The organism is Rhodanobacter thiooxydans (assembly GCF_021545845.1).
In the GTDB taxonomy this organism is placed as follows: domain Bacteria; phylum Pseudomonadota; class Gammaproteobacteria; order Xanthomonadales; family Rhodanobacteraceae; genus Rhodanobacter.
The window spans coordinates 592,758-617,805 of sequence record NZ_CP088923.1 but is presented as its reverse complement, the minus strand read 5'-3'; the positions used below and the strand labels follow the sequence as shown (position 1 = coordinate 617,805).

General features: G+C 66.0%; 16 protein-coding genes and 1 CRISPR repeat array. Of the genes, 10 read left to right on the top strand and 6 right to left on the bottom strand.

Features of this window, described 5'->3' with window-relative positions:
* Positions 1 to 93: 93 nt before the first annotated feature.
* From LRK53_RS02670 to cas4, 4 genes are all read left to right on the top strand, one after another.
* Positions 94 to 3,447: a DEAD/DEAH box helicase gene (locus LRK53_RS02670; RefSeq protein WP_027493214.1), complete on the top strand. Its 3,354-nt coding sequence runs from the start codon at positions 94 to 96 to the stop codon at positions 3,445 to 3,447.
* Between the two features lie 351 nt (positions 3,448 to 3,798).
* Positions 3,799 to 4,113, top strand: coding sequence for a helix-turn-helix domain-containing protein (locus LRK53_RS02665; RefSeq protein WP_037090007.1), 315 nt, complete (start codon positions 3,799 to 3,801; stop codon positions 4,111 to 4,113).
* Entirely contained in the window at positions 4,110 to 5,366 is a 1,257-nt protein-coding gene (locus LRK53_RS02660) for a type II toxin-antitoxin system HipA family toxin (RefSeq protein ID WP_027493212.1), read from the top strand. The genes LRK53_RS02665 and LRK53_RS02660 overlap by 4 nt, the downstream gene beginning before the upstream one ends.
* 93 nt (positions 5,367 to 5,459) lie before the next feature.
* A complete protein-coding gene (gene cas4 / locus LRK53_RS02655; RefSeq protein ID WP_235642480.1) occupies positions 5,460 to 6,317 on the top strand; it encodes a CRISPR-associated protein Cas4 in 858 nt (285 codons plus the stop codon).
* A 345-nt stretch (positions 6,318 to 6,662) separates the two neighbouring features.
* Here the strand turns inward: cas4 and LRK53_RS02650 are convergent, their stop codons facing one another.
* The 3 genes from LRK53_RS02650 to LRK53_RS19375 are packed head-to-tail and all read right to left on the bottom strand — an operon-like array spanning position 6,663 to position 7,499.
* On the bottom strand, positions 6,663 to 7,187 hold the full coding sequence (locus LRK53_RS02650) for a hypothetical protein (protein ID WP_027493211.1): 525 nt from the start codon (positions 7,185 to 7,187) through the stop codon (positions 6,663 to 6,665).
* Between the two features lie 16 nt (positions 7,188 to 7,203).
* Positions 7,204 to 7,356, bottom strand: a complete 153-nt coding sequence (locus tag LRK53_RS19380; RefSeq protein WP_425504529.1) for a LysM peptidoglycan-binding domain-containing protein — start codon at positions 7,354 to 7,356, stop codon at positions 7,204 to 7,206.
* Positions 7,335 to 7,499, bottom strand: coding sequence for a hypothetical protein (locus tag LRK53_RS19375; protein WP_425504528.1), 165 nt, complete (start codon positions 7,497 to 7,499; stop codon positions 7,335 to 7,337). Before LRK53_RS19375 ends, LRK53_RS19380 begins: the two co-directional genes overlap by 22 nt.
* Before the next feature lie 215 nt (positions 7,500 to 7,714).
* On the opposite strand from LRK53_RS19375, the gene cas1f reads away from it, so the two are divergent.
* Both cas1f and cas3f read left to right on the top strand, forming a co-directional pair.
* Complete coding sequence (gene cas1f / locus LRK53_RS02640; protein ID WP_235642479.1) at positions 7,715 to 8,770, top strand: type I-F CRISPR-associated endonuclease Cas1f; 1,056 nt, start codon at positions 7,715 to 7,717, stop codon at positions 8,768 to 8,770.
* Positions 8,767 to 12,204, top strand: a complete 3,438-nt coding sequence (gene cas3f / locus LRK53_RS02635) for a type I-F CRISPR-associated helicase Cas3f (protein WP_235642478.1) — start codon at positions 8,767 to 8,769, stop codon at positions 12,202 to 12,204. The genes cas1f and cas3f overlap by 4 nt, the downstream gene beginning before the upstream one ends.
* Positions 12,205 to 12,210: 6 nt before the next feature.
* Here cas3f and LRK53_RS02630 read toward each other — a convergent pair whose 3' ends face one another.
* Both LRK53_RS02630 and LRK53_RS02625 read right to left on the bottom strand, forming a co-directional pair.
* Positions 12,211 to 12,627 (bottom strand): type II toxin-antitoxin system VapC family toxin, encoded by a 417-nt coding sequence (locus tag LRK53_RS02630; RefSeq protein WP_027491658.1) that lies wholly within the window; start codon positions 12,625 to 12,627, stop codon positions 12,211 to 12,213.
* A complete protein-coding gene (locus tag LRK53_RS02625; RefSeq protein WP_027491657.1) occupies positions 12,624 to 12,878 on the bottom strand; it encodes a FitA-like ribbon-helix-helix domain-containing protein in 255 nt (84 codons plus the stop codon). Before LRK53_RS02625 ends, LRK53_RS02630 begins: the two co-directional genes overlap by 4 nt.
* Positions 12,879 to 13,020: 142 nt before the next feature.
* Here LRK53_RS02625 and csy1 point away from each other — a divergent pair, with 142 nt between their 5' ends.
* The 4 genes from csy1 to cas6f are packed head-to-tail and all read left to right on the top strand — an operon-like array spanning position 13,021 to position 16,975.
* Positions 13,021 to 14,388: a type I-F CRISPR-associated protein Csy1 gene (csy1, locus tag LRK53_RS02620; RefSeq protein WP_027491656.1), complete on the top strand. Its 1,368-nt coding sequence runs from the start codon at positions 13,021 to 13,023 to the stop codon at positions 14,386 to 14,388.
* Complete coding sequence (csy2, locus tag LRK53_RS02615) at positions 14,385 to 15,359, top strand: type I-F CRISPR-associated protein Csy2 (RefSeq protein ID WP_027491655.1); 975 nt, start codon at positions 14,385 to 14,387, stop codon at positions 15,357 to 15,359. Before csy1 ends, csy2 begins: the two co-directional genes overlap by 4 nt.
* Positions 15,360 to 15,378: 19 nt before the next feature.
* Positions 15,379 to 16,404: a type I-F CRISPR-associated protein Csy3 gene (csy3, locus tag LRK53_RS02610; RefSeq protein WP_027491654.1), complete on the top strand. Its 1,026-nt coding sequence runs from the start codon at positions 15,379 to 15,381 to the stop codon at positions 16,402 to 16,404.
* A gap of 4 nt (positions 16,405 to 16,408) precedes the next feature.
* Positions 16,409 to 16,975: a type I-F CRISPR-associated endoribonuclease Cas6/Csy4 gene (cas6f, locus tag LRK53_RS02605; protein ID WP_027491653.1), complete on the top strand. Its 567-nt coding sequence runs from the start codon at positions 16,409 to 16,411 to the stop codon at positions 16,973 to 16,975.
* A gap of 129 nt (positions 16,976 to 17,104) precedes the next feature.
* Positions 17,105 to 21,454: a CRISPR direct-repeat array (repeat unit 28 nt; unit sequence GTTCGCTGCCGCGCAGGCAGCTCAGAAA).
* Between the two features lie 193 nt (positions 21,455 to 21,647).
* Here cas6f and LRK53_RS02600 read toward each other — a convergent pair.
* On the bottom strand, positions 21,648 to 24,785 hold the full coding sequence (locus tag LRK53_RS02600) for an efflux RND transporter permease subunit (protein ID WP_027491652.1): 3,138 nt from the start codon (positions 24,783 to 24,785) through the stop codon (positions 21,648 to 21,650).
* Between the last annotated feature and the right edge of the window lie 263 nt (positions 24,786 to 25,048).

Below are 25,048 nucleotides of genomic sequence, written 5' to 3'. Positions count from 1 at the left end.
TTCCATTGTCGCGCGAATGCCGGCCCCGGGCCACCGACGACGCCGTCGGCATGCAAGAATCGGCGTTTGCCGTACGCCGCTCACCTCCGATCCATGCGCAACGAACTCACCCGCCTGCTGCAAGACGCCGAATGGCGCTCGAACTTCGACGACCGCACGCTGGCACGCGCCCGTGTCTATGCCGCCGACGGCAGCGTGTCGACACTGCGCAGCCGCATCGAGAATGGCGTGCACATGCTCAGCGCGCAGGTCGAGGGCAGCCACGGCGAGCAATACGACTGCCAGGTGGACGTGCACGACCACGGCGAATGGCTGACCCTGGACTGCGACTGCAGCTGCCCGGTCGGCGTGGATTGCAAGCACGCCGCCGCCATGCTGCTGGTGGCAACCGGCGACGTCGTGCGGACAGCAGCGCCGACCGCACCGGCCCGGCTGCAGCCGCAGCGCGCCAAAGCGGATACCGCCGACAGCAGCACATCGGGGCTGGCCTCGTGGGAGGACTGGTTGCGCACGCTGCAGCCACCCGCACCCAGCCACGAGGCCGAGCCGGACCGCCGCTTCGGCGTGCTGCTGCGCGCCGGCGGTGGATCGCCGGTCGCGGACCTGCTGGCCTGGCCGGCGTGGCTGCGCCCATCGAAGCAACGCAACCGCAGCGAACTGGTCGATCCGCGGCCGCTGCAATTGGATCCGCGCCAAGGGGCGGTGCCCACGCCAGCCGGCGGCTGGTCGATCGAAGCCGCCACCGCCCTGGCCACCCTGGTACCGCACCAGTACGTGATCGTCGGCAGCCAGCGCTGGGCGCCGATCCGTGCCGTCCATGAAGAACAGGCGCTGGAATGCCTGCTGGCGCACTTCCCGGTCTGGTTCGAGCGCGGCTCGACACCGCTGCAACGCGCCGAGGCGCGGCCCCTGCAGCTGTACTGGCAGGAGGCCGTCGACGGCAGCCAGCGGCTGCGCGCCCGGGTGGACGCCGAGGATGCCGTGCTGCTGCGCGGTGCCGGCCTGTGGTACGTGCAGCCCGCGCAGGGGCGCTACGGCCGCGTCGACGGTGACCCGCACCTGCTCGATCGCCTGCCGCACGCACCCGTGCTGCAACCTCCGCAAGTCGCTGCGCTGCGCCAGCGCCTGCAGCGCGGCGGCCCGGCGCTGCCCGAGCCGATCGACCGCGGCCCGGCCGAAGTGGTGCGTGAGCGCCCGCAGCCGGTGCTGCGCCTACGCACCGTCACCCTGCGCCAATGGGCAGGAAAATCCCACGACATCGGCGTCGCGCATGTCGAATTCGACTATGCCGGCGTACGCCTGCCGCCAGCCACCCGCAAGCATGCGGTCGAACGAAGCCTGCACGACGGCCGCCTGCGCGAGATCCACCGCGACCTGCCGGCCGAGCAGCAGGCAGCCCAGCGGCTGGAACAGCTCGGCGCGATGCGCTGCGGTCCGGCCCTGTACGAGTACATCACCCACGGCCACGACTTCGCCGCCAACGACGTGCTGCTGCACCCGCATCCGCGCAAGCCGCCGCTGGCGCCGCGCGATTGGCGCGACGCCATCGACCAGCTCGCTGCCGCCGGCTTCCGCATCGAGTACGAACCCGGCTTCCCGCACGACGAGCTGGTCGACATCGATGCCTGGCACGCCGACATCCAGCCCAGCGGCAATGCCTGGTTCGACGTCTCGCTCGGCATCGACGTCGGGGGCCAGCGCGTCGACCTGCTGCCGATCCTGCGCCGCGTGCTGGCCGACCCGGCCTTTCCGCGCATCGCCCCTGCGCGCGAAAACAAGCGCGCCGCCTGGCGCGTGATGGTGGATGAGAATCGCAGCGTCGAGATTCCGCTGGCGCGCCTGCGCGCGCTGATCGAACCGCTACTGGAATGGCTCGAAGGCGGCGAGGCACTGCGCCTGCACCGCAGCCAGGCCCGTGCGCTGCAGGCACTGGCCGACGATACCCAGCTGCATTGGCGCGGCGGCGACGCGTTGCGCGCGCAGCTCGCCCTGCTCGACCTTGCCACGCGCAGCGCCAGGGCGCCGAAGGGCTTCAAGGCCACCCTGCGCCCGTACCAGCGCGAAGGCCTGGCCTGGCTGGACTTTCTCGGCGCGGCGGGCCTGGGCGGCATCCTCGCCGACGACATGGGGCTGGGCAAGACGGTGCAGGTACTGGCGCACCTCCTCGGCGAAAAGCAGCGCGGCCGGCTGGATGCGCCGGCACTGGTGGTGGCACCGACCAGCCTGGTCGGCAACTGGCAGGCCGAGGCGGCGCGCTTCGCCCCGGCGCTGAAGGTGCTGGTGATCCACGGCGCCGACCGCGCCGACCGCTACGACGAGATCGCCGCGCACGACCTGGTCATCACCACCTACCCGCTGCTGCCGCGCGACCGCGACAAGCTCATCGAGGCGAAATTCTCCCTGCTGGTACTGGACGAGGCGCAGGCGATCAAGAACGCCGCCAGCCAGGCCGCACAGGTCGTGCGCGAGATCCCCGCCACGCGCCGCCTCGCCATGACCGGCACGCCGCTGGAAAACCACCTCGGCGAACTGTGGGCGCAGTTCGACGCGGTGGAACCGGGCCTGCTCGGCAGCCAGCGCCAGTTCGCGCGCCACTACCGCACGCCGATCGAGAAGCACGGCGACCGCGAGCGCCAGCAGCGGCTCAACCGGCGCATCGGCCCGCTGCTGCTGCGCCGGCGCAAGGACGACGTGCTCACCGACCTGCCGCCCAAGACCGAGATCGTGCGCACGCTGGAACTGGAAGACGACCAGCGTGCCCTGTACGAAACCCTGCGCCTGGCCCAGCACGAACGCGTGCGCCAGGCAGTGGCCGAACGCGGCCTCGCGCAGAGCGGCATCATCGTGCTCGACGCCCTGCTCAAGCTGCGCCAGGCTTGCTGCGACCCGCGCCTGGTCAAGCTCGCCAGCGCGAAGAAGGTGAAGGCCAGCGCCAAGCTCGACGCCCTGCTGGAACTGCTCGACGGCCTGCTCGCCGACGGCCGCCGCGTGCTGCTGTTCTCGCAGTTCACCGAAATGCTGGGCCTGATCGAAACAGCACTGCACCAGCGCGGCATCGCCCACCACACCCTCACCGGCCAGACCCCGGCGCGCGAACGCACCGCCATGGTCAAGCGCTTCCAGCAAGGCGGCGTGCCGCTGTTCCTGATCAGCCTGAAAGCCGGCGGCGTCGGCCTCAACCTCACCGCCGCCGACACCGTGATCCACTACGACCCCTGGTGGAACCCCGCCGTGGAAGCGCAAGCCACCGACCGCGCCCACCGCATCGGCCAGGAGAAACCGGTCTTCGTCTACCGCCTGATCTGCAAAGGCACGGTGGAAGAAAAGATCCAGGCCATGCAAGGCCGCAAAGCCGAACTGGCCCGTGCCGTGCTCGAAGGCGGCGGCGCCACGACGCGGCTGCGGTTTGACGAGAAGGATCTGGAGGCGTTGTTCGGGGGGATGTAGCAAAGCGCGTCTTGATGCTTTCTTGCCAACGGTGGGCAGCCAAGGGGGAGCACATGCCCAATGGGTGCAGCGCGTGAGTCTCGACATTTGAGACTAGCCTAGCCGCGCCGAAGTGGACGTCGGCAAGGGCCGCATGCGCTGGCCGATCCACTTCCGGCGTTTCCGCAATCGACGCGGACTAAGCCAACCGGATCGCCTGGGCAGTTTCTGGAGACTGACTTTTGCCGAACCACTGACCGGCCCGCTGGCACTGGGCTTCGCCTGCCATTACGGCTTGGGGATGTTCAAATCTGTGCCTCAATATAGAAAATAAAATTGCTTTATGCTTATGAAAAGCATATTTTATTTTCCATGCCAAAGCGTGCCCCGCCCATCTTCCCCGCCGCCACCGAGCGCCTCGCAGCACTCGGCGCCCGCTTGCGTGCAGCACGCCTGCGGCGGCGCATGACGCAGGCGGCGCTGGCGGCGCGGGCCGATGTGTCGTTGCCCACCTTGCGCAAACTGGAGCAAGGCGAAGGTTCGAGCAGTCTGGCCACCTTGCTGCGCACGATGGAGGTGCTGGGGCTGGATCACGACATCGACCTCCTGGCCAAGGAGGACGAACTCGGCCGCCGCCTGCAGGACATTCGCCAGGTGGGCGCGCCGCGCGGCAGGCGCAAGCCGTGAGCGCGCGTTCCGAAACCGTGCTGGACGTGGTGCTGGACGACGCCACGCTCGGACCAACCATGGCCATCGGCAGCTTGCGCTGCGAGCGGCACGGTGCCGGCGAGGCGATCGGCTTCGCTTATCACCGCGACTACCTCGAACAACGCCGGAGCGTGGCCATCGCGCCCGACCTGCCTCTGGTCGCAGGGCCGTCGTGGCCTGCGCGCGAGCAGGCCTTGTTCGGCATCTTCCGCGACATTTCGCCGGATCGCTGGGGCCGCATGCTGATGGAGCGGCGCGAGGCGCTGGAAGCGCGCGAAGCGAAGCGGCGCCTGCGGCGTCTCTCCGAATGGGATTTCCTGACCGGGGTGGACGACTGCACGCGCATGGGCGCCTTGCGTCTTCGCCGAACCGAGCCGCCACACGCCTGGGTCGATGAGCGCGAGCGCAGCGCTCCGCCGGCGACGCGTTTGCGTGAGCTGGAAGCGATTGCCCGCGAACTGGGCCACGAGGATGCCGAGGAGCGCCCCGAGTACGCGCGCTGGCTGGCGCAACTGATGGCCCCCGGCACCAGCATGGGCGGGGCGCGTCCGAAGGCTACGTTTGCCGACGAGCACGGAGCGCTGTGGTTGGCCAAGTTTCCTGCCCATGACGATCGTCGGGACGTCGGCGCCTGGGAATACCTGGCCTGGCGGCTCGCCAGGGCTGCCGGCCTGATCGTCCCTGACGCCCGGCTGTTGCGCTTTGGCCGTGGCTATCGAAGTTTTACCGTGCGGCGCTTCGACCGTCAGGGCGATTCGCGTCGCCTGTATGCCTCGACCATGACCCTCACCGGCCGCAATGACGGCGAGGGCGGCAGCTATCTGGATATCGCACAGGCCATCCAGCGCCACGGCGACCCGGGCGGCATTGGCGACGACCTTGCCCAGCTCTACCGGCGCATCGCGTTCTCCATCCTGATCGGCAACCGCGACGATCACCTGCGCAACCACGGTTTCCTGCGCACACCCGACGGATGGCGGCTGGCACCCGCTTTCGACATCAATCCGAACCCGGACAAGCGCGAACATGCACTGGCGATCGATGCGCACGATCCCAGCCCGCGGCTGGCCAACCTGCGAGCCACCCACACCTTCTACCGGCTCGACGGAACGCAGGCGAAAGCCATCGAGGCCGAAGTGCGCGACGCCGTGGCTCATTGGCCGGCCATCGCCACCGAACTCAAGCTGCCGCGCACGGCGCGCGATCAATTGGCTGCCCTGATCGGCGATTGAAGCTGCCACGCATGGCGCAAGAAGTTGCCGTCCCAGCCGCTCGGTAGTAAAACCCGGATACGGATCGGCGAACGCCATGGGGAGCGGCTTTCGATGGAACCGAAGCAGGGGGATCTCGAACTTCCGTTTCCGGAACTGGGCGGCGATCAACCGCCGATTCCGGTGCGCATGCTCAACGAGCACGTGTACTGTCCGCGCCTGGCCTACCTGGAATGGGTGCAAGGCGAGTGGGCCGATTCGACGGACACCGTGGAAGGCCGCCACAAGCACCAGCGCGTGGACAAACCTTCCGGCGACCTGCCCGATGCCGAAACCGCCGAGGAAGAACACGCCGAAATCCATGCGCGCTCCATCACCCTCTCCTCCAACAAGCTCGGGCTTGTCGCCAAGCTCGACCTGATCGAAGGCGAAGGCAGTACGGTCACTCCCGTCGACTACAAGCGCGGCAGGCGTCCGCACACGGTGCGCGGCGTCTACGACCCGGAGCGCGTGCAGCTGTGCGCCCAGGGCCTGCTGCTGCGCGAGCATGGCTACACCTGCGAGGAAGGCGCCATCTACTACGTCGCCAGCAAGGAGCGCGTCGCCGTCGCCTTCGACGACGAGTTGCTCACGCTCACCCGCAACGCCATCGCCGAACTGCGCGCCATGGCTGCCGGCGGACGCATCCCCGCGCCGCTGGTGGACAGCCCCAAGTGCCCGCGCTGTTCGCTGGTGACCATCTGCCTGCCGGACGAGGTGCAGTTCCTGCATCAGCTCGAGCTGGCGCCACGCCCGCTGGCCGTGCCGCACCACGAGGCGTTGCCGCTGTACATCCAGCATTACAGCGCCAAGCTGGCGAAGAAGGGCGAGCTGCTGGAGGTGACCGACAAGGACGGCCACATGCTCGCCAGCGCGCGTCTACGCGAAGTTTCGCAGGTGGTGATCCGCAGCGAAGAGCTGCGGCCTCATTGAAGCGAGACAGGCTTGGGAGTGGGTTTGGCTTGCTGCGGCGGTGATCCGCAGCGAAGAGCTGTGGCCTCATCGAAGCGACCCGCCCTCTTGCGCCTTGAAGAGCGCGATGGAGGTGATCCGCAGCTAAGAGCTGCGGCCTCATCGAATCACCGACGACACGCAGCGGACCCCCGAGATTTTCACCAGTTGAAGGGTTCTATTCTGTGCCAGCTGTGCGGTTATGGTCGAGAACTCCCCCGCACACGGACGAGCCACTGTTCCAAGCGAAAGCGGCGCATATGCGCCAGCCCACGAGAAAGCGCGGCATAGCCACGCTTTCTCATGCCTCTTTGCCTTCATCGTAACTTACCTGACCGAGAAATCCTTGCTGGCGACCTGCTTGCCGTCCAGCGAGATGTCCACCTTGTAGTTGCCGGCCGGGAAACCATCCGGCTTGCTGATCATGAAGGCGGTGGTCTCCGGGCCCATCGCATTGAGCGACTTGCTGTCCTCGTGCACCACCTGGCCGTCCTGGGTGGTCCATTTCGCCGCCAGCGTCGCATTGCCGCTGCCGGTGGTGTCGACCGAGGCATAGATGGTGTCCTTCGGCGCGAAGCTGGTGCCGCTGGCGAGGATCTTGTGGTTGGCATCGACGGTGGAGCCCAGCTCCATCGAACCGACCGTGACTGCGGCGGGCGCGCCGTTGTTCATGGCGGTCGGAGCGGTGGTGGCCGGTGCGGGCACAGGGGCGGAGGCAGGCGCGGTGGCCGCCGCCGGCGGTGCTTCGGACGGCGCCGGCGCCGCTTCGCCGTTCTTCTTGCCGCAGGCGCCCAGCGCCAGCGCCGCGGCCAGCAGCGCGGCAAGGATCAAGGGTTGGCGAGTCATCTTCATGGAGGTACCTCCTGCTTCAGGATTTGGCGGGAATCTTCAGGACCTGGCCGACCCTGATCCGGTCCGGATCGGAAAGCTGGTCGCGGTTGGCGTCGAAGACCTGCTTCCACGCATTTGCGTCGCCGTAGAAATGTTTGGCGATCTTCGTCAGGTTGTCGCCAGCGGCCACGGTAAGATGGTGGCCCGGTCAACGGCGGAGCCGACCTGCGACTGCACGTTGCTGAAATTCGCCTTGGCCGGCGCATCCGGCGCGGTGGATTTCACCGCGCCCTGCACATTGGAAAAATCTGCCTTGCTGGTCTCGTTGCCCATCGCACGCAACTTCGTCCGGAACGGTGAAGTCCGTGATAACTGCCTTGCGGTTAACGGCCTGTGAGCATTCTGGCGCAGCGTTCAGCTGGGCTGCTCATACATTCCGCAACAGCGTCATTGGGTGTATTGGCTGGCCGACGGCGAGGCCGTCGAGGATACCTCGCGGGACCCAGTCGACCGCCCTGCCACTATATTCTCGGTATATGAGATGCGGGATGCGCAATCTTCGCGTATCGCGCGCAGTAAAAGACGCGCCCGCTCTCGGCATTCAGGGGAAAATCCATATGGACGAGATTGGCCCTACCGACCTCAAGTCGATACTGCATTCCAAGCGCGCAAACATCTATTACCTGCAGCACTGCCGGGTGCTGGTGAATGGTGGCCGGGTCGAATACGTAACGGATCAGGGCAAACAGTCGCTGTACTGGAACATCCCGATCGCCAATACCACCACGATGCTGCTGGGTACCGGCACTTCGATTACCCAGGCGGCAATGCGCGAACTGGCCAAGGCTGGGGTGCTGGTCGGATTCTGCGGCGGCGGCGGAACGCCGCTGTTTTCCGCGAACGAGGTCGACATCGAGGTGGCCTGGTTCTCGCCGCAATCCGAATACCGACCCACCGAATACCTGCAGGCTTGGGTGCGGTTCTGGTTCGACGATAGCCTTCGCCTCGCCGCCGCCAAGGCCTTCCAGCACGCCCGCGCACGGCGCATCGCCGAAGCCTGGCAACAGCATGCGCTGCGCCACGCCGGTTTCGCCGTGGATGGCACCCGGCTTGTCGAACTGTTGGAACGCACGCAGAGCGCCATTGATCTGGCACCGGACAATATCAGCCTGCTGACCGAGGAAGCCCGCCTCACCAAGGCCCTGTTCAAGCTGGCGGTGGACACCGTCGGCTACGGCGACTTTACCCGCGCCAAACGCGGCACCGGCAGCGATCCGGCCAACCGCTTCCTCGACCACGGCAACTACCTCGCCTACGGCCTGGGCGCCACGGCGACCTGGGTACTGGGCCTGCCGCATGGCCTCGCCATCCTGCATGGCAAGACGCGGCGCGGCGGCCTGGTGTTCGACGTGGCTGATCTGGTGAAGGACGCCTATATCCTGCCTCAGGCTTTTCTCTCGGCCATGCGCGGCGACGAGGAGCAGGGTTTTCGCCAGAACTGCATCGAGGCGCTTACCCGCAGCGAAGCACTGGACTTCATGTTCGATACCCTGAAGGCGGTGGCACTGGACACGGCCGCGCTAGCGAACGGAAAACCCGCATGAATGTGCTGCTGGTCAGCCAGTGCGACAAGCGCGCACTCACCGAAACCCGGCGCATCCTCGACCAGTTCGCCGAACGGCGTGGCGACCGTACCTGGCAGACACCGATTACCCAGGCCGGGCTGGATACCTTGCGGAGACTCTTGCGCAAGACCGCACGCAAGAACACCGCGGTGGCCTGCCACTGGATACGCGGCGCCGACCACAGCGAGCTCTTGTGGGTCGTCGGTGACGCGCGACGCTTCAACGCCGAGGGCACGGTGCCGACCAACACCACGTCCAGCGACGTATTGCGCAAGGGCGACGAGAACGATTGGCACAGCGCGCAGGACATTCGTCTGCTGGCCCAGCTCGCCGCACTGCTGCACGACCTTGGCAAGGCCAGCGTGGCGTTCCAGCTACGCCTCGTTGGCAAGCTCGACGAGCGCAACCGCTACCGTCACGAATGGGTATCGCTGCGGCTGTTCCTGGCCTTCGTGGGCAAGGACGACGATGCCGGCTGGCTGAGCCGGCTCGCCAGCGAGGAGGAAGGCAACGACGCCGACTGGACCGCACCGGACCGTTACCTGCGCGATGGGGTGGATGCAGGTATCGAGCGCACGCCATTTCGCGCTCTCGCCGCGCAGGCACCTCTCGCCGCCGCGATCGGCTGGTTGATCGTCACGCATCACCGCCTGCCGCTCGTCCCCGTGCCCAGACCGGACGACAGCGGCCAGGACTGGCTGGGCAAGCGCGCGGGTCGCTTCGAGCAGACCTGGCTGGAAACTCCGCTGGCGCAAGTCGCCCATGACTGGAACGAGATCGACCAGCACTCCACGGCGGGGCAAGCCTTGCCGTACTGGCAGTTGGCGGGCGAGCTTCCCGCCATGGCACCCGCATGGCGCACGCAGGCCCGGCGCGGCGCCAAGGCCTTGCTGCAGCTTCGTGCACGGCGCGATGCGGATTGGCTGGGCAATCCCTACGCGATGCATCTGGCCCGGCTCGCGCTGATGCTGGCCGACCATCACTATTCCAGCCTGGGCGCGGACGACGCCGGCAATCCGGTGGCCGAGCGAACGCGTTTCGTGCAGGCGGGTCAGCGCGTGTTTGCCAACACCCGCAAGGACAGGCAGGGGAAAACCCGGCTCAACCAGTCGCTGCTGGAACACCTCCTCGGCGTCGGCCATACCGCCAGCCTGATCGCCCATGCGCTGCCCAATTTCGAGCGCCACTTGCCTCGCCTCGCCAACCACCGCGGCCTGCGCAAGCGCAGCGGCGACGCACGCTTCGCCTGGCAGGACAAGGCCTTCGATGCCGCCGCCGGCCTGCGCGAGGCAGCGCGCGAACATGGCGCTTTCATCGTCAACATGGCCTCCACCGGCTGCGGCAAGACGCTGGCCAACGCCCGCGTCCTGTATGCCCTGGCCGACCCGCAACTGGGCCTGCGGATGAGTTATGCGCTGGGGTTGCGCACGCTCACCTTGCAGACGGGACGCAGCTATCGCCACGACCTGCACTTGAACGATGACGAGCTGGCGGTGATGGTGGGCGGATCGGCCAATCACGCCCTGTTCGAACATTACGAAGCGAAAGCCGAAGCCAGCGGCTCAGCGTCCGTGCAGGCGCTGATCGAGGAAGACAGCCACGTGCTCTACGAGGGCAACGTGACCGACCACCCGTTGCTGTCGCGTGCGCTGGCCGACCCCGAGATCCGCAAGCTGATCTCCGCGCCGATGCTGGTATGCACCGTCGATCACCTCGCGCCCGCCACCGAATCGCTGCGTGCCGGCCGCCAGATCGCGCCGATGCTGCGGCTGATGAGCAGCGACCTGGTGCTCGACGAACTGGACGACTACGAGCTCGATGACCTGCCCGCGCTGACCCGGCTGATGCACTGGGCTGGCCTGCTCGGCAGCCGCGTGGTGCTGTCCTCGGCCACCCTGCCGCCGGCCCTGGTGGAGGGCATGTTCATGGCCTATCGCGCCGGTCGCCGCCACTACCAGCGCAACCGTGGGCGCGACGGTAGTGCCGAGCGGCCTGTCGAAGTGCCTTGCCTGTGGACAGACGAATTCAGTGCGCAAGCCGACACCCTTTCCGACGTTGACGGCTTCGCCACCGCCCACGCGCGTTTCGTCGAACGTCGCGTGGCCAAGCTGCAAGGCGCCGAACCCCTGCGCCTCGCCGAGCTGCTGCCGATCGACATCGCCGCCAGACAACACGAGCGCATCCATGCCGAGTTTGCCAGTCATGTGCGCGACTCGTGCCTGCGCCTGCACCGCGATCACGCCCAACCGGATCCCGTCACCGGCAAGCGCGTCAGCTTCGGCCTGGTGCGCATGGCCAACATCGACCCGATCTTCGAGGTGGCCAGCAGGCTCTACACGCAGACCGCGCCGGAGGGTACACGCATCCACCTGTGCGTGTATCACGCCCGTTTTCCGCTGGTGCAGCGCTCGGCCATCGAAGCCATGCTGGATGCCGCGTTCAATCGACGCAATGAAGACGCGGTATGGCAACTGCCGCAGATACGGTGCGCACTCGATATGCACCCCGAACCCGACCAGCTGTTCATGGTACTGGCCTCGCCGGTGTGCGAAGTGGGCCGCGACTGGGATGCCGACTGGGCGGTAGCCGAACCGTCCTCAATGCGCTCGCTGATCCAGCTCGCCGGCCGCGTGCAGCGCCATCGACGCAAGCCACCGCACGCACCCAACGTGCTGGTGTTCGATACCAACCTCAAAGGCATCGAACGGCGTGACGGCCGCCAGCCGGTATTCACCCGCCCCGGCTTCGAGACCGAACGCGACAACGGCCGTTTCCTGCTGGTCAGCCACAGCCTGCACATGCTCCTTGCCGAGAACGAATACCGCCATATCGACGCCCAGCCGCGCATCCGACCGCGCACGCTCCAGCTGCAGCCATGCGAGCGCTGGGTGGATCTGGAACAGGCGCGTATCCGCGCCGCCATGCTGCCGATGCCACCTGCGCCAGCCACTCGCTCCACACGCCGCAGCGCTGCACCATCCCCACGGCTGGAACGCGATTACGCGCCCGCGGCCTGGGAATCTCCCCGGGCCGCGCTTACCGGTGTGCTGGCGCAGCAGCAACCGTTTCGCCACGACGAGCAACCCGGCACCACGCTGGCTTGGCTGCCGGAAGAGGATGGGGACGCTTTGCAGCCGCACCGTGTGGAAGACGCGCCGGGTGGCAAACGTGGCGAGAAGCTCTATATCTCCGCCAAGGAACTGCTTCACGAAGTCGCGCTGAATGTTGCTCCCGGCATCAGCTGCTGGGGCGAGTTCGACCTGTCGTCGCTGGTGGGCGAGCAGGCCGAAGCGCAGGACCTGCCGCTCGATCTTGCCGCCCGCAGATTCACCACCGTGGAAGTGCCTTTTCTCAAAGAGAACCATCAAGGTTGGCGCTGGCACCCATGGCTCGGCTTCACCAGACAACGCTGAGGCAGATCAATGCCAGGGATCAATCAGGGGGATGCCGCAACCTTCGAAATCGCGCACATTGCGCGTGGCAAGGGTGGCACCGTGCGATCGCGCGATGCCAGCAATCATCACATCGGATTGGCCAACCGGGCGCCCCTGCGTGCGCCGTGCCGCGGCGATGGCAGCGTGCGCATCGGCGGCCGCTTCGTCGTAAGGCAGCACCCGCCCCGCCATGTCGACGGCAAAGATCGCCGCAACCTCCTGCCGCAGGTGCGTCTTGCGTTGACCGTCGGACAGGATCAGTACCCCATACAGCATCTCGCCGCGCGTCACCGCCGTCGTGAACAGGTTCGAGCGTGTCTGCCGCTTCAGCCATGCCACCACGCGCTCGTCCGGCTGCGGCCGCATGAACTCCGACAGCACATTGGTATCCAGCACGATCACTCGCCGAAGTCCGGCGGATCGCGCTGCGGCTCACGCGGCGGCAAATCCAGGTCGATGCCTCCGAAAGGTTCCACGTGGGCGCGGATGGCGGCATACAACGACGCACCCGAATCGTCTTCGACACAATTGGCCAGGGCGGCACGCAGGATGCTGCGCGCCTCCTCCTCCATCGAACGTCCGTGCCGCGCTGCCCGCACCCGCAGCCGCGCTTTCAGATCGTCATCCAGATTTCGAATAGTCATGGTGGCCATGGGCAGGCCTCCAGAAGTGATTGCAATGACTGCATTGTAATCACTCGGCCCCGGGGCTGCCACGCTCGATAAATGTCGCAAGTACTGCGATCACCCGGGGCTAGAACTTCGTACCGATGGAAAACCGCAAAGGTGAGGGGACATGAGCGAACTGACTGACCGGGGAAAAGCCTTCCGTACCGCCATCACCGGCTTCATCGAAGCCCGGCGCGAGGCCAAGCTGAAAGGCAAGGACGACGATGCCGACACGGCATCGAAATACGACTACGCCACTTGGTTGGCTGATGCGGCATCTCGCGCGCACAACCTGCGGGTGGTAACACACCCAATCAAATTCACACACAGCGGCATTAAGGGCGCTAGCAGCGTCCACATGGGCACCGCAGAGCTCACCGCACGCGACGAAATCGGAACACACAGCCTTGCTGTACAACAGTTTGATTTCGCCATCAGCGACGCGAAGCACCTTGACGTGTATTCATTTCTCAAAGAAGTAGTCGATGGAAAGCGCCTGCTTGAGTGGCTGCATGAAGACGATGCCGACCTTACAAATGCGTTGGACGACAATCCTGCTGCAGCCGCGGCGTTGATGAAGTCCTTCAGACAAGTACTGCAACCAGACGACAAGCTCGTATCCAGCACACTGGCAAAACAGATCTACTGGCTGAAAGGTGAAGACCCCACAGACGATGGGCAGTACCACCTCCTACAACCGATGTTCTCCAGCAGCCTAGAACAGGTTGTGCATGAGGATATTCGAAGCGTCAGAGAAGGTGCCTTTGCAGCACGCGGCACGCGCAAACAGAAGCCAACTTTCGCCGATCACTCGACATACCTCGATCTCGTGGCGCGGACGATCGGTGGTTCCAATGCCCAGAACGTGAGCCCGCAGAACAAGGCGCGCGGCGGCGTGAACTACCTGCTGGCTTCGTTGCCGCCACCGGCATGGAAGCCACGCGATGGCGTCAACCTGTTCAAGCTTGAATCCGTATTCGACGATAAGCGCGGCGCCTTCATCCTCTTCGAGGAGGTTCGCCAACTCGTTCGCGGGCTTGCGGACTTCCTCAAGGCCAACCCGGATCAGAACAAGGAAACCCGCGAGCGGGTAACTGGCTTCCTGCAGGACATCGCCGAGGCTCTGTCTCTATTCGGTGCAGATGCGCGCGCGCGCGGAGGCGCAGGCTGGACCAGGAACGCCGACTTCCAATTGCCTCCATGCGAACAACTTTGGCTCGACCCCGAGCGCACCGAGCTTCCGCTGCGCGACGACCCCGAACATCCGCATTGGCGCGAGGACGATGTCGCCTTCAACCAGGCCTATCAACGCGGCGACTGGGCCGATGAGGTGGCCATGCGCTTCGGCCTCTGGCTCAACGGCCAGTTGCGCAAGCGCAGCGACAAACTGGCCATGCTCGGCGAGGCGGAAATGCGTCACTTCGCCCGCCACGCTATCCTCGACGTGGCCTGGCCCATCCCGCTGCAACGCCGCGCCAAGGCGGGTGCCGCATGAATACTCTCCCGCATTTCACCCATCTGCTGGTGTTGCCGCACCTCAAGGTGCACAACGCCAACGCCGTCTCCAGCCCACTGACCCACGGCTTCCCGTCCATCACCGCCTTTCTCGGGCTGATGTGGGCGCTGGAACGCAAGACCCGTGCGGCCGGGCTGGATCTGGAGTTCGGTGCCGTGGGCGTGGTCTGCCACGACCGCCGGGAGCAGACCACCGAGGGCGGCTTCGTCAAAAGCTTCCGTCTCACCCGCAATCCGGTGGGCAAGGACGGTGGCACCGCCGCCATCGTCGAGGAAGGACGCATCCATCTCGACCTCAGTCTGGTGCTGGCGGTAAATGCCGGGGCATGGGGCCAGGACGAGCAGCGGCGCGAGCTGGACGCCATCCTCGACCTGCTGCAGGGCATGCGTATCGCCGGTGGCACGCTGCTACCAGCCCCGCAGGCGCAGGCTTCGAGTCGTCGCCCATGGCTGGCCGACTTCACCGGCGACAGCGACGACCAGGCCAGGGAGTTCCGCAAGCTGCGCGCCCGCCTGCTGCCGGGCTCGGCATTGGTGGCCCGCGACGACCTGGTCGATAGCCGCCTGGACGAGTTGCGCAAGCATTCGCCTCAAGCCACCCGCCTCGATGCGTGGCTTTCGCTCTCGCGCATCAATTGGCATTACGACAGCAAGGCGGATGACGGCAAAGGCGCCTGGCAACACGACCGCAAGAAAGGCTTCGGTTGGGTGATACCCATCCCGGTTGGCTACGGTGCCCTGGGCGAGCTGCACGCTGCGGGCAGCGTGGACCATGCGCGCGACGCCACCACGCCCTTCCGCTTCGTCGAAAGCCTGTACTCCATGGGCGAATGGATCGGCCCGCACCGCCTGCGCGCACCGCAAGACCTGCTCTGGTACGCCGACAACCGCCCCGACGAGGGCCTGTATCGCTGCCGCAACGACTATCGCTCCGCCGACACCACACTCTGACACGACAAGGAATTCCATCATGGCCAATGAAATCAAGACCGCTTCCGTCCTCGCCTTCGAGCGCAAGCTCGACCCTTCCGATGCCCTGTTGTCCGGCGGCACCTGGGCCGCGCGCGGCGAGTCGCAAAATTGGGCTCCGATCACGCTGCGCGAAAAATCCGTGCGCGGCACCATCTCCAACCGCCTGAAAGGTGGTGCAACGGACCCGGCCAAACTGGACGCCGACATCCAGAACCCCAACCTGCAAACCGTGGACGTAGCCACCCTGCCCGCCGATGCGGACACGCTGAAGGTGCAGTTCACCCTGCGCGTGCTGGCCGGCACCGGCCAGCCCTCCGCCTGCAACGACGCCGCCTACCGGCAGAAGCTGCTGGCCACCGTGGCCGGCTACGTCCAACAGAACGGCTTTGCCGAATTGGCCAATCGCTATGCCGCCAACCTCGCCAACGGCCGCTTCCTGTGGCGCAACCGTATCGGCGCCGAACAGGTGGAGGTAACCGTGGCCCATGTCGAGAATGGACAGGCAAAGACCCGTTGGACCTTCGATGCACTTGCCCATTCGCTGCTCGACCTCAAGGCACCTTCCGCAGAGGCCAAGTCGCTGTCCGAGCTGGCGGCGCTCATCGCCGACGGCCTTGCCGGCAATAGCCATGTGCTGTTGCAGGTCACCGCCTTCGTGCGCATCGGCGCCGGACAGGAGGTGTTCCCCTCGCAGGAACTGATCCTGGACCGCGGTCGTGGCGACAAGAGCAAAACGCTGTACGACGTCGATGACGTAGCCGCCATCCACTCGCAGAAGATCGGCAACGCCCTGCGCACCATCGACACCTGGTATCCCGAAGCGGCCGCGAACGGCCCCATCGCCATCGAGCCCTACGGCTCGGTCACCACCCAGGGCAAGGCATATCGTCAGCCCAGGGAAAAGACTGACTTCTACAACCTTCTCGACAACTGGATCATCAAGGACAAGGCACCCGAGCCCGACCAGCAGCATTTCGTAATCGCCACCCTCATCCGTGGCGGCGTGTTCGGCGAAGCGAACTGACGCCATGACCACGCACTACATCGATATCCGGGTCATCCCCGACCCCGAATCCGGACCCGCGCAACTGCTCGGGGCGTTGTACGACCACCTGCATATCGCCCTGGTGCACCAGCATCGCGACGGCATCGGCATCAGCTTCCCCGGCTACGGTCTGAACCCGCGTACACTGGGCACCACGTTACGCCTGCACGGCAGCGAAACCGACCTGCAACAGCTGCTGGCCACGGATTGGCTGAAAGGCATGCGCGACCACGTCCGCACCGACAGTCTCGCCGCCGCGCCTGCTGGTGCACCGCACCGCACCGTGCAGCGCAAGCAGTTCAAGACTAGTGCCGAGCGCCTGCGGCGCCGGCGCATGCATCGCAAGAGCGAGACCGCAGAACAGGCCCAGGCCGCCATTCCAGCCAGCATGGAACGCCGCCCCAAGCTGCCCTACGTACACCTGCACAGCCGCAGTACGGGGCAACCCTTCTGCCTCTTCGTCGCCATGGGTCCACTGCAGCCACAAGTCACTCCCGGCAACTTCAACAGCTACGGCTTTGGCGGAGCCACCACCATCCCGTGGTTTTGACCCTTTTCTGACCAGCATCAGTCGCCCGTTAAAACTCAAACACTTACAAGCCAGCTTTCCAATTGGGGAGCTGGCCTCTTTTTTGCACTTACCGGCGGTTAGCTAAATACTTAGCTACATAAGTGCCTCGTTCGCTGCCGCGCAGGCAGCTCAGAAAATGCTGGTTCTGCTGATCATCTTCATGATCACGTTCGCTGCCGCGCAGGCAGCTCAGAAATTCGTCGAGGTCGCCAGCGGCGACTTCGCACCGTTCGCTGCCGCGCAGGCAGCTCAGAAATGCAAAAACGAAGACCTAGGCCTGTGCCTGGGGTTCGCTGCCGCGCAGGCAGCTCAGAAATGATTGGTGTCCAGATATTCACCAATGCAGCCGTTCGCTGCCGCGCAGGCAGCTCAGAAAGAGGGGCTGCAGAACATCGGTTTCGACAAGGCGTTCGCTGCCGCGCAGGCAGCTCAGAAAAACCCGTGCGCCGGAAGGTAGGCCCATGGTGCGTTCGCTGCCGCGCAGGCAGCTCAGAAAGTCGACCAGCTCGATGCGCAGGTGCTTGCGGCGTTCGCTGCCGCGCAGGCAGCTCAGAAATCGATCGAACCGCATTCAATCGTGCGATGCAGGTTCGCTGCCGCGCAGGCAGCTCAGAAAGGTACCGTCGCCACGCCCGCCTGCGACCACGCGTTCGCTGCCGCGCAGGCAGCTCAGAAAACCGTGCCGCACTCGCGGAAGCGGTCCATGGCGTTCGCTGCCGCGCAGGCAGCTCAGAAAAGTTGCTTGGCGCTGCTGACGGTCTGCTGGTAGTTCGCTGCCGCGCAGGCAGCTCAGAAAGCCTTGCCCCGGTACGATTCCCAGTCGAACGCGTTCGCTGCCGCGCAGGCAGCTCAGAAATTGTAGAAACCGGGGTATTCGACGCTCTGGTTGTTCGCTGCCGCGCAGGCAGCTCAGAAAACGATGGTACCCAGCGGGCCGCATGGGTCGTTGTTCGCTGCCGCGCAGGCAGCTCAGAAAACGCACAAGGGCCGTGGCTCCTCGCGCTGGATGTTCGCTGCCGCGCAGGCAGCTCAGAAAGCCACCATCTATCTGCACGGCGTCATCGGCGGGTTCGCTGCCGCGCAGGCAGCTCAGAAAAAGCTGATCGCCCAGATGATCGCCGACTGCGAGTTCGCTGCCGCGCAGGCAGCTCAGAAAAAGGGCACGGTCTGGGGGCTGTTGAACGCCGTGTTCGCTGCCGCGCAGGCAGCTCAGAAAATCATCAACGTGGCGGCGATCATGAGTGAGGCGTTCGCTGCCGCGCAGGCAGCTCAGAAACGAAGGTGCGGCACAACGGCGCTAAGGTGGACGTTCGCTGCCGCGCAGGCAGCTCAGAAAGTCCCAAAAATCGGCGTAATCCAGCAGATCGAGTTCGCTGCCGCGCAGGCAGCTCAGAAATGGTGGTGCCACTTGCATAGGCCGATGGTCGCGTTCGCTGCCGCGCAGGCAGCTCAGAAAACGTCGCCGCCAGCCGCGGCCGCAAGGTCGAGGTTCGCTGCCGCGCAGGCAGCTCAGAAAACGCCCAAGACGCTGGTGCTGAATACCGACTAGTTCGCTGCCGCGCAGGCAGCTCAGAAAATTGCTGCCGAATGGAGAACGTCGCGTCGAGCGTTCGCTGCCGCGCAGGCAGCTCAGAAATTCGCGGGGATTCGTACTCACATGCGCGAGAAGTTCGCTGCCGCGCAGGCAGCTCAGAAATTGATGCCGGCACGCCAGCGGATGGTGACGCGGTTCGCTGCCGCGCAGGCAGCTCAGAAATCGGTGTCGGAGGTGACGACGAGCTGGCGCGAGTTCGCTGCCGCGCAGGCAGCTCAGAAAGAGCACTGTCCGACACGATGATCCGGCGCATCGTTCGCTGCCGCGCAGGCAGCTCAGAAAAGTTCAAGCGCTCCCTAGAGCGCGTGTTTCACGTTCGCTGCCGCGCAGGCAGCTCAGAAAAGCACGCACGCCAGCACGATCAGCAGGTGGCGGTTCGCTGCCGCGCAGGCAGCTCAGAAAACGCAGCAGCACCTGGCCGACGACCGCTTCCCGTTCGCTGCCGCGCAGGCAGCTCAGAAAATACAACGCATCCACAGCGGTACGCGCACCTTGTTCGCTGCCGCGCAGGCAGCTCAGAAAGCACCGCCGTGTCGCCGTCCAGCTGCCAGCTCGTTCGCTGCCGCGCAGGCAGCTCAGAAAGTGACCAGCGTGCCGGCTGCGGTCACCAGTACGTTCGCTGCCGCGCAGGCAGCTCAGAAAAACCTGTGCGATGCCGACCTGTGCGATGCCGAGTTCGCTGCCGCGCAGGCAGCTCAGAAACGCAGACTTCGCCGTCTCCGCGCTGGCGTACAGTTCGCTGCCGCGCAGGCAGCTCAGAAATCGCCCAACCAGCGCAGGCGGTGGATGTGGATGTTCGCTGCCGCGCAGGCAGCTCAGAAAAGGAAGCAGTCGAGGGCGCATCCATCCTCGACGTTCGCTGCCGCGCAGGCAGCTCAGAAAGCACCCATGCGGATACCCGTGGGCAACCTACGGTTCGCTGCCGCGCAGGCAGCTCAGAAATGACGTTCGAGGCGTGCGTGGTGGGTAACGGCGTTCGCTGCCGCGCAGGCAGCTCAGAAATGGCCCGCCTTGAGCGCGGCGATCAGGCGAATGTTCGCTGCCGCGCAGGCAGCTCAGAAAACCGACCTCCTGCAACACCTCGTAGCGCCCAGGTTCGCTGCCGCGCAGGCAGCTCAGAAAACCTGGGCCAGCTCGCGGGCGCCAGGCTTGTCGTTCGCTGCCGCGCAGGCAGCTCAGAAAATGCCGTCGACGTGGGCGATGACCTTGGCCGAGTTCGCTGCCGCGCAGGCAGCTCAGAAAGGTCGACCCCGGCAGCGGCGTCGTGCGCATCGGTTCGCTGCCGCGCAGGCAGCTCAGAAAATGGTGAGCGGCGTCAACATCCGGCAAGCGAAGTTCGCTGCCGCGCAGGCAGCTCAGAAATCTCATCGTTGCCACTCGGCGCAGCGGCGTGATGTTCGCTGCCGCGCAGGCAGCTCAGAAAAAGGGCACCGACCCGCGCGAACCGATGCAGACGTTCGCTGCCGCGCAGGCAGCTCAGAAATGATGGAGGCCACCCTGCGCGGCACCGACCGCGTTCGCTGCCGCGCAGGCAGCTCAGAAAATGCGCAGATCCGCCACGCCGGCCTTGATGCGGTTCGCTGCCGCGCAGGCAGCTCAGAAAACCGGCACATTGCTGCCGGACGACAACGGAATGTTCGCTGCCGCGCAGGCAGCTCAGAAAGCAGAACGCCAAACTGATGGCGATGTACGACCGTTCGCTGCCGCGCAGGCAGCTCAGAAAATGTCGAGCTGACCAGCCAGGCGCTGCGCCTTGTTCGCTGCCGCGCAGGCAGCTCAGAAAAGCACGCGCGCGGGACCGCCGACGGCGGGTTTGTTCGCTGCCGCGCAGGCAGCTCAGAAAAGCTGGGAGAAGGTTCGGTTGCAGCAGGGGCAGTTCGCTGCCGCGCAGGCAGCTCAGAAAGATGGGCGTTGGCCAAGGCCGCGCTGGGGCTCGTTCGCTGCCGCGCAGGCAGCTCAGAAATGACCGGCCACCCGGAGCTGCTCGACGAGCTGGTTCGCTGCCGCGCAGGCAGCTCAGAAAATGTAGGCGGCGCCCTCGCGGTGCCAATTCTTGTTCGCTGCCGCGCAGGCAGCTCAGAAAAGGTGAAAGTTGTCATCGGCAAGAACCCTTCCGTTCGCTGCCGCGCAGGCAGCTCAGAAATTGTAGAAGCCGGGGTATTCGACGCTCTGGTTGTTCGCTGCCGCGCAGGCAGCTCAGAAATCTCTGCCTACCCAGCACCCGCTTCCATCGGCGTTCGCTGCCGCGCAGGCAGCTCAGAAATTCGGGGAACGGGTTGTGCGCTTCGAGCATCGCGTTCGCTGCCGCGCAGGCAGCTCAGAAATTGTCCGGCGCGGTGGAGGTGGGGATTGGCATGTTCGCTGCCGCGCAGGCAGCTCAGAAAAGGCCGACGTGCCCAGCCAGCGCGTGGTGCAGGTTCGCTGCCGCGCAGGCAGCTCAGAAAAGATCAGGAACGAGACGAGAGCCCAAACCTTCGTTCGCTGCCGCGCAGGCAGCTCAGAAAGTACTGCTGCGCGCCGACGTGCTCGCCTACATGTTCGCTGCCGCGCAGGCAGCTCAGAAACAGTTCAGGCCGGCGCGCTGGCGCCAGTCATCGTTCGCTGCCGCGCAGGCAGCTCAGAAAGAGTAGCCCACGTCCACGTCAAGCTGGGTCGGGTTCGCTGCCGCGCAGGCAGCTCAGAAACGTCACCCGCGAAAGCTCGAAACCCTGCGCTGGTTCGCTGCCGCGCAGGCAGCTCAGAAAAAGCCGAAACGAAGGGATCGCCGGCTGAAACAGTTCGCTGCCGCGCAGGCAGCTCAGAAATCGACATGCCGCACATAATCGCCATGCCGCAAGTTCGCTGCCGCGCAGGCAGCTCAGAAAAGCGTGAACGTGAGACAAGCAACCGCCCATGCTCGCTACCGCACGGACGGAAAACGTGGTCATTGTGTATGGTTGACCCCGGAGAGCGATCCTCTTAGGGGTACCCGAGGGGGCGGAATTTTTACGGGTTTCAGCAGCAAACGATTGATGAAATGGGTGTCGCATCCGTTTGCTGCATTCGCGACAAGTGGAACTACGCCCCAGCCAACTGCCTCCGCCGTGCCGCCTTGCGCCCTTGCCGCCGCATCCACCACGCCCTTCTGCGTTCGGCCACGCACGAGAAGATCACGTACAGCGCCGGGGTGCTGAGCAAGGTGAGGCTCTGCGAGATCAGCAGGCCGCCGATCAGGGCGATGCCGAGCGGGCGGCGCAGTTCGCTGCCTTCGCCGAGACCGATGGCGATCGGCAGGGCGGCGAGGATGGCGACCATGGTGGTCATCATGATCGGGCGGAAGCGCACGGTGCACGCCTCGCGCGCTGCTTCCAGCGGACTCTTGCCGTGTTCGCGCTGGGCGACCAGGGCGAAGTCGATCATCATGATCGCATTCTTCTTGACGATGCCGATCAGCAGCACCAGCGCGATCTGCGCCACCACCGACAGCTCGGTGCCGGTCAGCCACAGCGCCAGCAGCGCGCCGACGCCGGCGGCCGGCAGGGTGGACAGGATGGTGACGGGATGGATCAGGTTCTCGTACAGCATGCCGAGCACGATGTAGACGGTGATCACGGCGGCGAGAATCAGCCAGCCCATGCCGCTCTGCGACTGCTGGAAGCGGCGGAAGTCGTTGCCCATCTGCACCCGGATGTCGCCGGGCATGCGCATGTTCTGCACGGTGGCCTGGATCACCGCCATCGCCTCGCCCATGCTCACGTCCGGCGCGAGGTTGAAGCTGAGATCCATCGTGGTGTACTGGTTTTCGTGGGTGATCTGCGAGGGCGCCAGCCCCGGCTGCTGCTTGGCGAACGCGGTGATCGGGATCATGCGGCCACTGCTGGAGCGCACGTAGATGCGGTTGAGTGCTTCGGGCGTGGCGGTCTGCGCGGGCAGCGCGTTGACCACCACCTGATACTGGTTGATGTCCGAGTAGATGGTGGACACCTGGCGCTGGCCGAAGGCGTCGTACAGCGCGCCGTCGATGCTGCCGATCGACACGCCGAGCCGTGCGGCCTTGTCGCGGTCGATCACGATGTTCTGGCGCAGGCCGGCCTCGTCGACGTCGGTGCCGACGTCACGCAGCTTGGGGTTCTTCTTCAGCTCGGCCTGCAGTTTCGGCAGCCACTGCTGCAGGCTGGCCAGGTCGTTGCCCTGCAGCGAGACCCGGTACTGCGCGCCCTGGCTGGTGCCGCCACCGCCGCCGCTGGGCAGGTCCTGCACCGGGCGCAGGCGCAGGTTGAGATCCGGATAGTTGGCCGCCTTGGCGCTGAGCCGCGCGAGCACCGCGAAGGTGTCGTCATGGCGACCGTCGGCGCGGGTCTTCAGGTCGATGTTGAACGAGCCGCTGGTGCCCTGCCGGCTGCTGCCCAGGCGCGAGCCCACGGTGGCGACGTCGGGGTCGGCCATCAGCATCGCGGTGAGCCGTTCCAGCCGCTGCCGGCTTTCGGCGAACGAGACGGTGGCGCTGGAGCTGGCGCGGCCCCAGATCAGGCCGGTGTCCTGCGCGGGAAACAGACCGGCCTTGACCACGCCGAACAGGTAGAAGGTGGCCACGATCAGCGCCAGCGGGGTCAGCGAGAACGCCAGCGCGTGACGCAGCGAAAAATCCAGCGCACGGGTGTAGATGCGCAGCATGCCGGCATGGAAACCGTCCAGCGCGCGGGCGAGCCGCGACGGTGGCGCCTGCTCCTTCGCCGCATGGCCACCGAGGAAGCGCCCGCACAGCGCCGGCGTCAGGGTCAGCGAGACCAGCGCCGAGACCACGATCGCCGCCACCAGGGTCACCGAGAACTCGTGCATGAACATGCCGGTGATGCCGCCGGCGAACAGCAGCGGAATGAACACCGCGATCAGCGAGGCGGTGATCGAGACGATGGTGAAGCCGATCTCGCGCGCGCCGGCCAGGGTGGCCTGCAGCCGCGACATGCCCGCGTCGAGGTGGCGGATGACGTTCTCGATCACCACGATCGCGTCGTCCACCACGAAGCCGATCGCGATCACCAGCGCCAGCAGGGTGAGGTTGTTCAGCGTGTAGCCGAGCACATACATCACCACGAATGCGCCGGCCAGCGACAGCGGCACGGCCACCGCGGCGATCAGGGTGGGCGCCAGCCGGCGCAGGAACAGCGCCATCACCAGCACCACCATCGCCAGCGAGATCAGCAGCGTGGCCTGCACCTCGTGCAGCGAGGCGCGGATGGTCGGCGTGCCGTCGAAGAACGGGGTCAGCGCGGTAGCCGGCGGCAGGTAGCTGCGCAGCGCCGGCAGCTGCTCCTTGACCAGGTCGACGGTGGCGATGATGTTCGCGTCGGCCTTCTTGTAGACGTACATCAGCACGGCCGGCTTGCCGTGGAACCAGGCCGCCTGGTAGGCGTCCTGCTGGCCGGCGTAGACCCTGGCCACGTCGGACAGCCGCACCGGCGTGCCGTTGCGGCTGGCGATGACCAGCTGGGCGAAGTCCTCCGCGCTGTGCAACTGGGCGGTGGCGCTGATCGCCATGGTGCTGGCGCCGTTGGACAGGAAGCCTTCGGGCGAAGTCACGTTGGCCGCGCCCAGCGCGTTGCGCAGCTGGTCGGGCGACAGCCCCATCGCGTTCAGTGCGCGCAGGTTCACGTCGACGCGGATCGCCGGCGTGGCCGCGCCGGCGATCTCCACCGAGGACACCCCGGGCAGCTGGCGCAGCCGCTGCGCCAGTAGGGTGTCGGACAGGTTGTACAGGTCGGCCGCCGACTGCGTGTCCGAGGTCAGCGCCAGGGCGATGATCGGGTCATCGTTCGGGTTCGCCTTCTGGTAGCTCGGCGCGGCGCTCAAGCCGCTGGGCAGGTCCGGCGCGGCCGCATTGATCGCGGCCTGCACGTCGCGTGCGGCGGCATCCAGGTCGGTGCCGGTGCGGAACAGCATGAAGACGAAGCTGCGCCCCTCGGAGCTGGACGAGCGCATGGTCTCGATGCCGGGCACCTGGCCCAGGTGCCGTTCCAGCGGCGCAGCCACGGTCGACGCCATGGTGCTGGCGTCCGCGCCGGCCTGACTGGCCTGCACGAAGATCGCCGGGAACTGCATGTTCGGCAGCGCCGCCACGCCGAGCAGGAAGTAGCAGATCGTGCCGGCCACGAACAGGCCGATCGCCAGCAGCGAGGTGCCGATCGGGCGACGGATAAAGGTGCCGGAGAGGTTCATGGAGTCAACGCGGACGGAAACGGACGAGGGTGCGGGGGACAAATCATCCCACTCTCAACGTCCGGGCCGCGGAAAGGTTGATCGCGAGGCTGCGCGAAGAGCAACCCCACCCCAACCCTCCCCTGCGAGCAGGGGAGGGAGCTGGACGTCCGCGCGCAAAGCAACTCCTCCCTCTGCGCAGCAGGGGGAGGTCGGGAGGGGGTGCTTTTGATCTCGCGATGAAGAGCGACCCCACCCCGGCCCTCCCCTGCAAGCAGGAGAGG

Excerpts from the sequence above, each read along its gene's own strand:
- LRK53_RS02670 (WP_027493214.1), top strand. The coding sequence starts at position 94 with ATGCGCAACGAACTCACCCGCCTGCTGCAAGACGCCGAATGGCGCTCG.
- LRK53_RS02665 (WP_037090007.1), top strand. The coding sequence starts at position 3,799 with ATGCCAAAGCGTGCCCCGCCCATCTTCCCCGCCGCCACCGAGCGCCTC.
- cas4 (WP_235642480.1), top strand. The coding sequence starts at position 5,460 with ATGGAACCGAAGCAGGGGGATCTCGAACTTCCGTTTCCGGAACTGGGC.
- LRK53_RS02650 (WP_027493211.1), bottom strand. The coding sequence starts at position 7,187 with ATGAAGATGACTCGCCAACCCTTGATCCTTGCCGCGCTGCTGGCCGCG.
- LRK53_RS19375 (WP_425504528.1), bottom strand. The coding sequence starts at position 7,499 with ATGGGCAACGAGACCAGCAAGGCAGATTTTTCCAATGTGCAGGGCGCG.
- cas1f (WP_235642479.1), top strand. The coding sequence starts at position 7,715 with ATGCGCAATCTTCGCGTATCGCGCGCAGTAAAAGACGCGCCCGCTCTC.
- cas3f (WP_235642478.1), top strand. The coding sequence starts at position 8,767 with ATGAATGTGCTGCTGGTCAGCCAGTGCGACAAGCGCGCACTCACCGAA.
- LRK53_RS02625 (WP_027491657.1), bottom strand. The coding sequence starts at position 12,878 with ATGGCCACCATGACTATTCGAAATCTGGATGACGATCTGAAAGCGCGG.
- csy1 (WP_027491656.1), top strand. The coding sequence starts at position 13,021 with ATGAGCGAACTGACTGACCGGGGAAAAGCCTTCCGTACCGCCATCACC.
- csy2 (WP_027491655.1), top strand. The coding sequence starts at position 14,385 with ATGAATACTCTCCCGCATTTCACCCATCTGCTGGTGTTGCCGCACCTC.
- csy3 (WP_027491654.1), top strand. The coding sequence starts at position 15,379 with ATGGCCAATGAAATCAAGACCGCTTCCGTCCTCGCCTTCGAGCGCAAG.
- cas6f (WP_027491653.1), top strand. The coding sequence starts at position 16,409 with ATGACCACGCACTACATCGATATCCGGGTCATCCCCGACCCCGAATCC.
- LRK53_RS02600 (WP_027491652.1), bottom strand. The coding sequence starts at position 24,785 with ATGAACCTCTCCGGCACCTTTATCCGTCGCCCGATCGGCACCTCGCTG.